Below are 13,743 nucleotides of genomic sequence, written 5' to 3'. Positions count from 1 at the left end.
GAGTGTCTCTGATCGCTTCTGACCACTTCCGCATCGTTGTCGGCCTCGGCAAGAGCGGCATGTCCCTGGTTCGCTTCCTGGCGAACCGGGGCGTGTCGTTTGCCGTCGCCGATACGCGGGACAATCCACCGGAACTGGCCACGCTCAAGCGTGACTATCCGCACGTGGAAGTGCGTTGTGGCGAGCTGGACGTCGAATTCCTGTGCCGTGCCGACGAGCTCTACGTGAGCCCTGGCCTGGCGCTGGCGACCCCGGCCCTGCAAGCCGCTGCCGCCCGTGGCGTGAAAATGGCCGGCGACATCGAGTTGTTCGCGCGTAACGCGCGGGCGCCGATCGTGGCCATCACCGGTTCCAACGCGAAGAGCACCGTCACCACTCTGGTCGGCGAGATGGCGGCTGCGGCCGGCAAGCGCGTCGCGGTGGGCGGCAACCTCGGTACGCCAGCACTGGAATTGCTCAGCGATGACGTCGAGCTGTACGTGATGGAGCTGTCGAGCTTCCAGCTGGAAACCACCGACCAGCTCAACGCTGAAGTGGCCACCGTGCTCAACATCAGCGAAGACCACATGGACCGCTACAGCGGCCTGCCAGCGTATCACCTGGCCAAGCACCGGATCTTCCGTGGTGCGAAGCAGTTCGTGGTCAACCGTCAGGATGCACTCAGCCGTCCGCTGATCGGCGAAGGCCAGCCATGCTGGACCTTCGGCCTGAACAAACCGGATTTCAAGGCCTTCGGCCTGCGCGAAGAAGACGGCGAGAAATACCTGGCCTTCGAATTCCAGAACCTGATGCCGGTGCGCGAACTGAAAGTACGTGGCGCGCACAACCAGGCCAACGCCCTCGCGGCGCTGGCGCTGGGGCATGCGGTCGGCCTGCCGTTCGACGCCATGCTTGATGCCCTGCGTAACTTCACCGGCCTCGAACACCGCTGCCAGTGGCTGCGTGACCTCGACGGCGTCGGTTACTACAACGATTCCAAAGCCACCAACGTCGGCGCCGCTCTGGCTGCCATCGAAGGCCTGGGTGCGGACATCGACGGCAAGGTTGTGCTGATTGCCGGCGGCGATGGCAAGGGTGCCGAGTTCAAGGATCTGCGTGATCCAGTGGCGGCCAACTGCCGCGCCGTGATCCTGATGGGCCGCGACTCCGACAAGATCGGCGAGGCCATCGGTGACGCCGTGCCACTGATTCGCGCGACCTCGCTGGTCGACGCCGTTGCGCAATGCCGCGCGGTCGCCCAGTCGGGTGACGTGGTGCTGCTGTCGCCGGCTTGCGCCAGTTTCGACATGTTCAAGAATTACGAAGACCGTGGTCACCAGTTCGTCCGCGCCGTGGAGGATCTGGCATGAGCCTGCGCAATATCATCAAGCCGTACCCGTCGCCGATCATCACCGGCCGTGGCATCGACCTCGACTTCCCGATGCTCGCCGGTTGCCTGGCGCTCCTGGGCCTGGGCCTGATCATGATCGCCTCGGCCTCCACTGAAGTGGCGGCGGCGCAGTCGGGCAGCGCGCTGTATTACATGATTCGCCACCTGATCTACGTGGCACTGGGCCTCGGCGCGTGCATCATCACCATGATGATTCCGATTGCCACCTGGCAGCGTCTGGGCTGGATGATGCTGATCGGCGCATTCGGTCTGCTGGTGATGGTGATCGTCCCGGGGATCGGCCGTGAAGTGAACGGGTCGATGCGCTGGATCGGTTTCAGCTTCTTCAACGTTCAGCCGTCCGAGATCGCCAAGGTGTTTGTGGTGATCTACCTCGCCGGTTATCTGGTGCGTCGGCAGAAAGAAGTGCGCGAGAGCTGGATGGGCTTCTTCAAGCCGTTCATCGTGCTGCTGCCGATGGCGGGTCTGTTGCTGATGGAGCCGGACTTCGGTGCCACCGTGGTAATGATGGGGGCTGCGGCGGCGATGCTGTTCCTCGGCGGAGTCGGGCTGTTCCGCTTCTCGCTGATGGTGGTTCTCGCAGTCGGGGCCGTGGTCTTGCTGATTCAGATGCAGCCCTACCGGATGGCGCGTCTGACTAACTTCGCCGACCCGTGGGCCGACCAGTTCGGCGCGGGTTATCAGTTGTCGCAGGCGTTGATTGCCTTCGGTCGCGGTGAGTGGCTGGGCGTTGGCCTGGGCAACAGCGTGCAGAAACAGTTCTACCTGCCTGAAGCGCACACCGACTTCGTGTTCTCCGTACTTGCCGAAGAGCTGGGTGCGGTGGGTTCGCTGTGCACCGTGGCGCTGTTCGTCTTCGTCTGTATTCGCGGCATGTACATCGGTCTGTGGGCCGAGAAGGCCAAGCAGTTCTTCGCCGCTTATGTGGCTTACGGTCTGTCGTTCCTGTGGATCGGTCAGTTCCTGATCAACATCGGCGTGAATGTCGGCCTGTTGCCGACCAAGGGCCTGACCCTGCCGTTCCTCAGCTATGGCGGTAGTTCCCTGGTGATCTGCTGTGCCTGCCTCGGCTTGTTGCTGAGGATCGAGTGGGAGAGTCGAACCCACCTGGGCAGTGAGGAGATGGAATTCCATGAGAGCGACTTCGCCGAGGAGCCGAACCATGGGCGCTAACGTATTGATCATGGCCGGCGGCACCGGCGGCCATGTGTTCCCGGCGCTGTCCTGTGCCCGCGAATTCCAGGCGCGCGGCTACACCGTGCACTGGCTCGGCACGCCACGCGGAATCGAAAACGAACTGGTGCCGGCTGCAGGTCTGGAACTGCACCGCATCAATGCCACCGGGTTGCGTGGCAAGGGCAAGCTGTCGCTGCTCAAGGCACCGTTCATGTTGCTCAAGTCGGTGTGGCAGGCGCGGGCGGTGATTCGCAAGTTGCGTCCAGTCTGCGTGGTCGGCTTCGGTGGTTATGTGACCGGGCCTGGCGGGATTGCCGCGAAACTGGCCGGTGTGCCGGTGATCGTTCACGAGCAGAACGCCGTGGCCGGCACCGCCAATCGGTTGCTGGTGCCGTTCGCCGCCCGGGTGTGTGAAGCGTTCCCCGACACCTTTACTCTGTCGGACACCCGCCGTACCACCGGAAATCCGGTGCGCAGCGAGCTGTTCCTCGAAACATCGCGACCGGCTCTGGCTGGGCGCAAAGCGCGTTTGCTGATCCTCGGCGGAAGCCTGGGCGCAGAACCGTTGAACAAGTTGCTGCCTGAAGTCCTGGCGCAAGTCCCTGCCGATTTGCGTCCGGAAGTGTTTCATCAGGCCGGCAAAAACCACGATGAAGTGACTGCAGAGCGCTACCGCGCCGCCGGCGTCGATGCGCAGGTGCAGCCGTTCATCAAAGACATGGTCCAGGCCTATGGCTGGGCTGACCTGGTGGTGTGCCGCGCTGGCGCGCTGACCATCAGTGAGCTGGCTGCCGTTGGTCTGCCCTCGATGCTGGTGCCTTTGCCCCACGCGATCGACGATCACCAGACCCGCAACGCCGATTATTTGGCCCGTGAAGGCGCAGCCTTCGTGATGCCGCAAAGAACGACTGGTGCCGCGGACCTTGCCGCGCGCCTGACAGAGGTCTTGATGCAACCGCAACGACTCGAAGAAATGGCCCAAGCGGCCCGCCGTCTGGCCAAACCCGATGCCACCCGTAGCGTGGTCGATACCTGCCTGGAGGTGGCTCATGGTTGAGAATCAGAAAGCCATGCCACAACCGGAAATGCGCCGCATCCGTCGCATCCACTTCGTCGGTATCGGCGGCGTGGGCATGTGCGGCATCGCTGAAGTGTTGTTGAACCTGGGCTATGAAGTGTCCGGTTCCGACCTGAAGGCTTCGCCGGTGACCGAGCGTCTGGAATCGTTCGGTGCGCACATCTATATCGGTCACCGTGCCGAGAACGCCGCTACCGCTGACGTGTTGGTGGTGTCGAGTGCTGTCAACACTTCCAACCCGGAAGTGGCGACGGCTCTTGAGCGCCGCATTCCGGTGGTGCCACGTGCCGAAATGCTCGCCGAGCTGATGCGCTATCGCCACGGCATCGCCGTCGCCGGCACCCACGGCAAAACCACCACCACCAGCCTGATCGCTTCGGTGTTCGCCGCCGGAGGCCTGGACCCGACTTTCGTTATCGGTGGCCGTCTGAATGCCGCGGGCACCAATGCCCAGCTCGGCACCAGCCGCTACCTGATCGCCGAAGCCGATGAAAGCGATGCGAGCTTCCTGCACTTGCAACCGCTGGTGGCCGTGGTCACCAACATCGACGCCGACCACATGGCGACCTACGACGGTGACTTCAACAAACTGAAGAAAACCTTCGTCGAGTTCCTGCACAACCTGCCGTTCTACGGTTTGGCGGTGATGTGCCTGGACGATCCGGTGGTGCGTGAAATCCTGCCGCTGGTCAAGCGTCCGACCGTGACCTACGGCTTCAGCGAAGACGCCGACGTGCGTGCCATCAATGTGCGTCAGCAGGGCATGCAGACCTTCTTCACCGTGCTGCGCCCGGATCGCGAGCCGCTGGACGTGTCCGTGAACATGCCAGGCAACCACAACGTGCTCAACTCGCTGGCGACCATCTGCATCGCCAGCGACGAAGGGGTCAGCGACGAAGCCATCGTCCAGGGCCTTTCCGGGTTCCAGGGCGTTGGCCGACGCTTCCAGGTCTATGGCGAACTGCCGGTGGACGGCGGCAACGTGATGCTGGTCGACGACTACGGTCACCACCCGACCGAAGTCGCGGCCGTGATCAAAGCCGTGCGCGGTGGCTGGCCGGAGCGCCGTCTGGTGATGGTCTACCAGCCGCACCGTTACAGCCGCACCCGTGACCTGTACGACGATTTTGTCAATGTACTGGCCGATGCCAACGTGCTGCTGCTGATGGAAGTCTATCCGGCCGGCGAAGAGCCGATCCCGGGCGCGGACAGCCGCAAGCTGTGCAACAGCATCCGTCAGCGTGGTCAGCTCGACCCGATCTACATCGAGCGCGGTGTCGACCTCGCGCCGCTGGTCAAGCCGCTGCTGCGTGCCGGCGACATCCTGCTGTGCCAGGGTGCCGGGGATATCGGCGGTCTCGCGCCGAAGCTGTTGAAAAGTGAATTGTTCGCCGGCGCCGTGGCGGCGTCGGTCGAGGGGAAGTTGAAATGACTGCTGCCTACGCCAACCTGTTCTCCACCATCGCGCCGAAAGATTTCGGCCGTGTCGCCGTGCTGTTCGGTGGCATGAGTGCCGAGCGTGAGGTTTCGCTGAAATCCGGTAACGCCGTGCTCGACGCGCTGCAAAGCGCGGGCGTGGACGCGTTCGGGATCGACGTCGGCGAGGATTTTCTGCAGCGTCTGCTGAATGAAAAGATCGACCGCGCGTTCATCATTCTCCACGGTCGTGGCGGTGAAGACGGCTCGATGCAGGGCCTGCTCGAATGCGCCGGTATTCCGTACACCGGCAGCGGCATCCTCGCTTCGGCACTGGCGATGGACAAACTGCGCACCAAGCAGGTCTGGCACAGCCTCGGGATTCCGACGCCGCGTCACGCTGTGCTGTGCAGCGAAGCCGATTGTATTTCCGCGGCGACGGAACTGGGCTTCCCTTTGATCGTCAAACCGGCGCATGAAGGTTCAAGTATCGGGATGGCCAAAGTGAGTTCTGCGTCCGAGTTGATCGACGCATGGAAAGCGGCCAGTACCTACGATTCGCAAGTCTTGGTTGAACAATGGATTCAAGGTCCGGAGTTCACCATCGCCACCCTGCGTGACCAGGTGTTGCCTCCTATCGCCCTGGGTACACCGCACACGTTCTACGACTACGACGCCAAGTACATCGCCAACGATACCCAGTACCGCATTCCGTGCGGGCTGGATGCCGCCAAGGAGCAGGAACTCATGGATCTCACGGCCAAGGCCTGTGAGGCGCTGGGTATTGCCGGTTGGGGCAGGGCGGACGTGATGCAGGACGCCGACGGACAGTTCTGGTTCCTGGAAGTGAACACCGCACCGGGCATGACCGATCACAGTCTGGTGCCGATGGCGGCCCGTGCTGCCGGTCTGGACTTCCAGCAACTGGTTCTGGCCATTCTGGCCGCCAGTGTTGAAGGCTCCGGTAACACAGAGGCGCGAGGTTAAGACCATGCAAGGCGCTCATCTCAGACATCAGCCACCCGCACCCGGCCGCAAGCCGGTGCCGCGGGGTGCCAGCCGAATGGTGGCCAAAGAGCCGATGTCCGCGCGCCTGCCGAAAGCCAATTTCGGCTTTCTGAAAAGCCTGTTCTGGCCGGTGCTGCTGGTGGCGCTCGGGTTCGGTACCTACGAAGGCGCGCAGCGTTTGCTGCCTTACGCTGACAGGCCGATCACCAAGATCGCCGTGCAGGGCGACCTGAGCTACATCAGTCAGCAAGCGGTGCAGCAGCGAATCGCCCCGTACGTGGCGTCGAGCTTCTTCACCATTGATCTGGCCAGCATGCGGACCGAGCTTGAGCAGATGCCATGGATCGCCCACGCCGAAGTACGCCGGGTGTGGCCGGATCAGGTGGTGATCCGCCTCGAAGAGCAACTGCCGGTGGCCCGTTGGGGCGACGAGTCGCTGCTCAACAACCAGGGTCAGGCCTTCACGCCAAAGGAGTTGGCGAACTACGAACACCTGCCACAGCTGTTCGGCCCACAACGGGCCCAGCAGCAAGTGATGCAGCAGTATCAGGTGCTGAGCCAGATGCTCCGGCCGCTGGGCTTCTCGATCGCGCGCCTGGAACTGCGTGAACGTGGCAGCTGGTTCCTGACCACCGGTGCCGGCAGCTCCGGCCCCGGCATCGAGTTGCTGCTGGGACGCGGCAACCTGGTGGAAAAGATGCGCCGCTTCATTGCCATCTATGACAAGACGCTTAAAGACCAGATTACGAACATTGCGCGCATCGATCTGCGCTACGCCAACGGCCTCGCTGTTGGCTGGCGGGAACCAGTAGCGCCGACGACAGCCCAACCCGCTGTCGCAAAGAATTAAGAAGAGGCAGGACCCATGGCAAACGTGCAAAGCGGCAAAATGATCGTCGGTCTGGATATCGGCACCTCCAAGGTGGTGGCGCTGGTAGGCGAGGTCGCGGACGACGGCACGCTGGAAATCGTCGGTATCGGTACTCACCCGTCCCGCGGCCTGAAGAAGGGCGTGGTGGTGAACATCGAGTCCACCGTGCAATCGATCCAGCGCGCGATCGAAGAAGCCCAACTGATGGCGGGCTGCCGCATTCACTCGGCGTTCGTCGGCGTGGCCGGCAATCACATCCGCAGCCTGAACTCCCACGGCATCGTGGCGATTCGTGACCGCGAAGTGAGCTCGGCTGACCTGGAGCGCGTACTCGACGCCGCCCAGGCCGTGGCGATCCCGGCTGACCAGCGCGTGCTGCACACCCTGCCGCAGGATTACGTGATCGATAACCAGGAAGGCGTCCGCGAGCCTCTGGGCATGTCCGGCGTCCGTCTGGAAGCCAAGGTTCACGTGGTCACCTGCGCCGTCAATGCTGCCCAGAACATTGAAAAATGCGTGCGTCGCTGCGGTCTGGAAATCGACGACATCATTCTCGAGCAACTGGCCTCGGCCTACTCGGTACTGACCGACGACGAAAAAGAGCTGGGCGTGTGCCTGGTCGACATCGGCGGCGGCACCACCGACATCGCGATCTTCACCGAAGGCGCGATCCGCCACACCGCGGTGATCCCGATTGCCGGTGATCAGGTGACCAACGACATCGCCATGGCTTTGCGCACCCCGACCCAGTACGCCGAAGAGATCAAGATCCGCTACGCCTGCGCCCTGGCCAAACTGGCCGGTGCCGGCGAAACCATCAAGGTGCCGAGCGTTGGCGACCGTCCACCGCGCGAACTGTCGCGTCAGGCCCTGGCCGAAGTGGTCGAGCCGCGTTACGACGAACTGTTCACCCTGATCCAGGCCGAACTGCGTCGCAGCGGCTACGAAGACCTGATCCCGGCGGGCATCGTCCTGACCGGCGGTACGTCGAAGATGGAAGGTGCCACCGAACTGGCTGAAGAAATCTTCCACATGCCGGTGCGCCTGGGCGTGCCGCATGGCGTGAAGGGCCTGGATGACGTGGTGCGCAACCCGATTTATTCCACTGGCGTGGGCTTGTTGATGTACGGCCTGCAGAAGCAGTCCGACGGGATCTCGTTCTCGGGCATCGGCAGCCGCGACAGCTACAGCAACGATGAGCCACAGGCACCGTTGCTGGACCGATTGAAGAAGTGGGTTCAAGGCAACTTCTAACGCTTTACCGCAACACCGCTACAAAAATGCAGTAGGCGAAAAAACTAGAGAATGTAAGGAGAGGGAAAATGTTCGAACTCGTAGACAACATCCCCGCAAGCCCGGTAATCAAAGTTATCGGTGTTGGCGGTGGCGGCGGCAACGCTGTCAACCACATGGTCAAGAGCAACATCGAAGGCGTCGAATTCATCTGCGCCAACACTGATGCTCAAGCGCTGAAAAACATCGGCGCGCGCACCATCCTGCAACTGGGCACCGGCGTGACCAAAGGTCTCGGCGCTGGCGCCAACCCTGAAGTAGGTCGTCAGGCCGCTCTCGAAGACCGTGAGCGCATTGCCGAAGTCCTGCAGGGCACCAACATGGTGTTCATCACCACTGGCATGGGCGGCGGTACCGGTACCGGTGCTGCACCGATCATCGCCGAAGTGGCCAAGGAAATGGGGATCCTGACCGTTGCGGTCGTGACTCGTCCGTTCCCGTTCGAAGGCCGCAAGCGTATGCAGATCGCCGACGAAGGCATCCGCATGCTCTCCGAAAGCGTCGACTCGTTGATCACTATCCCCAACGAGAAGCTGCTGACCATCCTCGGTAAAGACGCAAGCCTCTTGTCGGCTTTCGCCAAGGCTGACGACGTACTGGCGGGTGCCGTTCGCGGTATCTCCGACATCATCAAGCGTCCGGGCATGATCAACGTCGACTTCGCCGACGTGCGTACCGTGATGAGCGAAATGGGCATGGCGATGATGGGCACTGGCTGCGCCAGCGGTCCGAACCGTGCGCGTGAAGCGACCGAAGCGGCCATCCGCAACCCGCTGCTGGAAGACGTGAACCTGCAAGGTGCACGCGGCATCCTGGTGAACATCACCGCCGGTCCTGACCTGTCCCTGGGTGAGTACTCCGACGTGGGTAGCATCATCGAAGCCTTCGCTTCCGAGCACGCAATGGTCAAGGTCGGTACCGTTATCGATCCGGACATGCGCGACGAACTGCACGTCACCGTGGTTGCCACCGGTCTGGGCGCGAAAATCGAGAAGCCTGTGAAGGTCATCGACAACACCGTTCACACCTCCATGGCTGCCGCTCAGGTTCAACAACCTGCTCCTGCGCGTCAGGAAGCTCCGGCGGTGAACTACCGTGACCTGGACCGTCCGACCGTCATGCGCAACCAGGCTCAGGCCGGTGCTGCGACTGCCGCGAAGATGAACCCGCAGGACGATCTGGATTACCTGGACATCCCGGCATTCCTGCGTCGTCAGGCCGATTGATGGAATGTATCAGGGCTATGACGGTGATTGGTGTTCAGCAAAGGCTCGGTCTGCTATTATCGCCAGCCTTTGTTGATACCAGTTCGCAATTTGCGCTGAAGCGGCCCAAGCCATGATTAAACAACGCACACTGAAAAATATTATCCGTGCCACAGGTGTAGGCCTGCATTCCGGGGAGAAGGTCTACCTGACCCTCAAGCCTGCGCCTGTCGACACTGGCATTGTGTTTTGTCGCGCTGACCTCGACCCTGTGGTGCAGATTCCTGCTCGCGCGGAAAACGTCGGTGAAACCACTATGTCGACGACGCTGATCAACGGCGACGTCAAAGTGGACACGGTAGAGCACTTGCTCTCGGCCATGGCTGGCCTGGGCATCGATAACGCCTACGTCGAGCTCTCCGCGTCCGAAGTCCCGATCATGGATGGTAGCGCTGGACCGTTCGTATTCCTGATTCAATCGGCTGGCCTGGAAGAGCAGGACGCCGCCAAGAAATTCATCCGCATCCTGCGTGAAGTGACAGTGGAAGACGGCGACAAGCGCGCCACTTTCGTCCCTTTCGAAGGGTTCAAGGTGAGCTTCGAGATCGATTTCGATCACCCGGTTTTCCGGGACCGCACCCAAAGTGCAAGCGTGGATTTTTCCAGCACTTCGTTCGTAAAAGAAGTCAGCCGCGCCCGTACTTTCGGTTTCATGAGTGATATCGAGTACCTGCGCAAGCACAACCTCGCACTCGGCGGCAGCGTTGAAAACGCGATCGTGGTTGATTCCGATGGTGTACTGAACGAAGACGGCCTTCGCTACGAAGACGAATTCGTGAAGCACAAGATCCTCGATGCGATTGGCGACCTGTACCTGCTGGGTAACAGCCTGATTGGTGAGTTCAAAGGCTTCAAGTCCGGTCATGCACTGAACAACCAGCTGCTGCGCAAGTTGATTGAGCAGACAGATGCGTGGGAAGTCGTGACGTTCGAAGACGCCAGCACTGCACCGATCTCTTACATGCGCCCGGTTGCGGCAGTGTAAGTAAAAAACCTCTCTAGTTTTTTGAAGGCCATCCTCGGATGGCCTTTTTTTATGCCTGCAATTTTTGTGTTGCCTGGGCTGGCCTCTTCGCGAGCAAGCTCGCTCCCACATTTGGAATGCGTTCCCCTGTAGGAGTGAGCCTGCTCGCGATAGGGCCGGTGAAGCCAATACACCTGTCAGCCAGCCACCACCACCCGATTGCGCCCACCTTCTTTGGCCTGATACAGCGCCTTGTCCGCCGCAAACAGCAGTTGTTCCAGCGACATCTCGACCACCGCCGTCCAGGTGCTGATACCGATACTGACGGTCATCGCCACGTCCGCGCCCTGGACCCTCGGCATCTGCTCGACCGCCTGGCGGATATGTTCGGCAATCTGTCGCGCGCCGCTGCTGTCGGTTTCAGCGAGGATCACCGAGAACTCTTCGCCGCCGTAACGGGCGACCAGATCCCCTGGTCGTCGCACGTTCGCCGTGATTACCCTGGCCAGTTCGCGCAGCGCCTGATCACCGGCCTGATGCCCATGCCGGTCGTTGAAGGCCTTGAAGTGGTCGGCATCGATCATCATCACCGACAGCGGCTTGCCCGAACGCTGGGCGCGGAACCATTCGTGGCGCAGCGACTGATCGAGCATCCGCCGGTTGGCCACGCCGGTCAGCGCATCGGTGGCGGCCAGTTGCGCCAGTTCACGTTCGGCGCGCTGGCGCAAACGCAGTTCGCGGGCAAGTAGCCAGGTCAGCCACAGCAGCCCGGCGCACAGCACGCCGGTGGCGCCGCTGATCAACAGCGCCGTGCGGCGCCAAGTGCCGAACACCTCATCACTGGACAGCGCGACCATCACCGTCAACGGCAGATTGCCGACCCGCGAGTAGGTGTAGAGCCGTTGCTGATGATCCATGCTCGAAGTGCTGGTGAAACTGCCACTGCCGTCCTTGTCGCCGAGAATCCGCACCACGTTGGGCCGGTTGCCGAAACTCTTGCCGATGGAGTCGCTTTGCAGATAAGGCTTCTGCGCCAGCAGCACGCCGTCGCTGTTGATGATGTTCAGCGTGCTGTCTTTGCCGATATCGAGGCTGTTGAACAGTTGATCGAAGTAGTCGAGTTTCATCGACGCCACCGCCACACCGGCGAATTCTCCAGTGTCCGAAGAAATCCGCCGACTGAAGCTGATGCGCCACTGATTGGCTTCGTCGCAATCGCAGCGGGTCTTGAACGGGCGGCTGATGAACATGCCCATGTCACGGTTGAAGGCATGGGCGAGGAAATAATCGCGGTCGGCGAAGTTGCCCGGTTTGGGTTCGATGCGTGATGAGTCGGCGACCACATCGCCATGCTTGTCGAGCAGCAGGATGTCGCCCTTGAAGCGCGCGGTAGTGGAGCGGTCGAACAGCGCCAGATGGCGGATCTGCGGGGTGACGTCGCGCAGATCATCACGCTGGGCGGCGGCGATCAGGCCTTGCAAGGTCAGGTCGTACAGCTCGACCGTGCGCAGGACGTCGGCGTCGATCAACTGGGCGATGGTGGTGGCACTGCGGGTGGCCGCTTCCTGAGCGTTGGCGTGCTCACGAATCAGCAGAAAAGTGACGATGCACAGAATCGCGATCACGGTCAGCGAACTGCCGCAGATCAGCAGCAATTCGGGGCGTCCGGTCTTGCCCGCCAGAGGTGGGGTACGGCTCGCGATCATGATGGGGGCTGTCGGTTGGGAGGATCTTATTAGCGTAGTTGCATCAAGTCAGTGACGGTATTCCATTGTGGGAGCGGGCTTGCTCGCGAATGCGCCGTGTCATTCAACATTGATGTCGACTGATGCAGCGCATTCGCGAGCAAGCCCGCTCCCACAGGGTACATCTCTAAATTCAAGACCGTGGTGCAGGGGGGATCTTAGAAGACGTTGATCGGGTAGTCGACAATCACCCGGTATTCATCGGTATCGGTATCAATCGCGCCGTAACCGTTGCCACCCCGGTTGGTCGCCCATTGCAGGCGTACCGCGAGGTCTTTCGCCTGACCGCTCTGCACCACGTATTTCAGATCAAGGTCGCGTTCCCAGTGCTTGGCGTTGCGACCGTCAGCGCTGTACCACGAGGCATAGCCTTTGCTGCCCGGATCGACCTTGGTCAGGTCCACGGTGCCGCGCGAATAGGAAACTGCCGAAGTCAGGCCCGGCACACCGAGACCGGCGAAGTCATAGGCGTACTTGAGCTTCCACGAGCGCTCGTTCGGGCCGTTGAAGTCCGAGTACTGTTGCGAGTTATCGAGGTAAACGCTGTCGCCCTGGCTGATGTAGTCGAACGGCGTGTTGCCGTTCACGCGCTGGTACGCAGCGGTGACGCTGTGGTTGCCGATGCCGACGGTGAAATGCAGGCTGTAGGTATTGTTGTCGATGTTACCCAGCAGCGCGTCGCCGGTGTCCTGCGTGTGATAGAAGTGCAGGCCCGGGTTGAGGCTGACCAGATCGGTCAACTGCCAGGTGTAATCCAGGTCGTAGTAGTACTGGTTCCAGATGTCCTTCAGCTCGGCGGCGTACAGGTTGCTGGTCAGCCCTTCGACGCCGCTCCAGGACACGCCGGCCCAGTTCAGGTGTCGGCTTTCGTCGCCCTCGGCGAGTTTGCCGTAGGACGTGCCGATGCGCTGGCGACCGCTCTGATTGTACGGCTTGGTAAAACTGGCCTGGCCACCTTCGAACATCCAGCCGTCGAAGCTGTGGTTGGTCAGGCTCACGCCACGAAAGGTCTGCGGCAGCATGCGCGAATCACCGCCGGCAATCACCGGGTTGGTGAGGAACAGGTCACCGGCCTTCAGCTCGGTATCGAACGCGCGCATCTTCAACGTGCCGCCCGCAGTCGAGAACGAGCCCGGCGCTTTGCCGTTGCCATCGCTGATCGGCAGGATGCTCGAACCATCGGTACCGCCACCGCCGTCGAGCTTCAGCCCGAGCATGGCGTGGGCGTCGATGCCGAAGCCGACCGTGCCTTCGGTGTAACCCGACTGGAAGATCCCGAGAAAACCCTGGCCCCACTCGATGTTGTCGTCCGTCTGCTGCAGACGGTTGCGATTCATGTAGTAGTTGCGGGCGTTGAGGTTGAGGCTCGAGCCTTCGATGAAGCCTTGTTTGGCGGCTTCGTCGGCTTGGGCTGTGGGGGCAATCGTTGCGGCAATTGCAATGAACAGCGGGGTGAAACTGACTGGGTAACGCACTTGCGACGGAGCTCCTTGGGTCAACTGACACTTCAATGTCTTGAGGTGCGGGATGTTTCTTG

The 13,743-nt window shown here is 61.5% G+C and carries 11 protein-coding genes; 9 read left to right on the top strand and 2 right to left on the bottom strand.

What is annotated here, in order from left to right:
* Positions 1-2: 2 nt before the first annotated feature.
* The 9 genes from murD to lpxC all read left to right on the top strand — a co-directional run bounded on the left by murD (position 3) and on the right by lpxC (position 10,482).
* Complete coding sequence (gene murD, locus E3Z29_RS26240) at positions 3-1,349, top strand: UDP-N-acetylmuramoyl-L-alanine--D-glutamate ligase (RefSeq protein ID WP_098965541.1); 1,347 nt, start codon at positions 3-5, stop codon at positions 1,347-1,349.
* Positions 1,346-2,563: a putative lipid II flippase FtsW gene (gene ftsW / locus E3Z29_RS26235; RefSeq protein ID WP_003228018.1), complete on the top strand. Its 1,218-nt coding sequence runs from the start codon at positions 1,346-1,348 to the stop codon at positions 2,561-2,563. The genes murD and ftsW overlap by 4 nt, the downstream gene beginning before the upstream one ends.
* The gene (murG, locus tag E3Z29_RS26230) at positions 2,553-3,623 is read left to right on the top strand and encodes an undecaprenyldiphospho-muramoylpentapeptide beta-N-acetylglucosaminyltransferase (RefSeq protein WP_134787302.1); all 1,071 of its coding nucleotides are present in this window, start codon (positions 2,553-2,555) and stop codon (positions 3,621-3,623) included. The genes ftsW and murG overlap by 11 nt, the downstream gene beginning before the upstream one ends.
* A complete protein-coding gene (gene murC / locus E3Z29_RS26225; protein WP_025109285.1) occupies positions 3,616-5,076 on the top strand; it encodes a UDP-N-acetylmuramate--L-alanine ligase in 1,461 nt (486 codons plus the stop codon). Before murG ends, murC begins: the two co-directional genes overlap by 8 nt.
* Positions 5,073-6,047 (top strand): D-alanine--D-alanine ligase, encoded by a 975-nt coding sequence (locus E3Z29_RS26220; protein WP_027612179.1) that lies wholly within the window; start codon positions 5,073-5,075, stop codon positions 6,045-6,047. The genes murC and E3Z29_RS26220 overlap by 4 nt, the downstream gene beginning before the upstream one ends.
* A 4-nt stretch (positions 6,048-6,051) precedes the next feature.
* Positions 6,052-6,918, top strand: a complete 867-nt coding sequence (locus E3Z29_RS26215; RefSeq protein ID WP_007961636.1) for a cell division protein FtsQ/DivIB — start codon at positions 6,052-6,054, stop codon at positions 6,916-6,918.
* Positions 6,919-6,933: 15 nt separating this feature from the next.
* Entirely contained in the window at positions 6,934-8,193 is a 1,260-nt protein-coding gene (gene ftsA / locus E3Z29_RS26210) for a cell division protein FtsA (RefSeq protein WP_003228014.1), read from the top strand.
* 68 nt (positions 8,194-8,261) lie between these two features.
* Positions 8,262-9,458 carry a cell division protein FtsZ gene (ftsZ, locus tag E3Z29_RS26205; RefSeq protein WP_007961637.1) on the top strand — a complete coding sequence of 399 codons (1,197 nt, stop codon included), beginning with the start codon at positions 8,262-8,264 and terminating at the stop codon, positions 9,456-9,458.
* A gap of 112 nt (positions 9,459-9,570) precedes the next feature.
* Positions 9,571-10,482, top strand: a complete 912-nt coding sequence (lpxC, locus tag E3Z29_RS26200; protein WP_007961638.1) for a UDP-3-O-acyl-N-acetylglucosamine deacetylase — start codon at positions 9,571-9,573, stop codon at positions 10,480-10,482.
* A gap of 176 nt (positions 10,483-10,658) precedes the next feature.
* Here the strand turns inward: lpxC and E3Z29_RS26195 are convergent, their stop codons facing one another.
* The gene (locus E3Z29_RS26195) at positions 10,659-12,167 is read right to left on the bottom strand and encodes a sensor domain-containing diguanylate cyclase (protein ID WP_134787301.1); all 1,509 of its coding nucleotides are present in this window, start codon (positions 12,165-12,167) and stop codon (positions 10,659-10,661) included.
* Positions 12,168-12,364: 197 nt separating this feature from the next.
* On the bottom strand, positions 12,365-13,681 hold the full coding sequence (locus E3Z29_RS26190) for an OprD family porin (RefSeq protein WP_098965538.1): 1,317 nt from the start codon (positions 13,679-13,681) through the stop codon (positions 12,365-12,367).
* Between the last annotated feature and the right edge of the window lie 62 nt (positions 13,682-13,743).

Source organism: Pseudomonas sp. S150 (assembly GCF_004526365.1).
In the GTDB taxonomy this organism is placed as follows: domain Bacteria; phylum Pseudomonadota; class Gammaproteobacteria; order Pseudomonadales; family Pseudomonadaceae; genus Aquipseudomonas; species Aquipseudomonas putida_A.
This window is presented reverse-complemented; position numbering and strand designations above follow the sequence as displayed.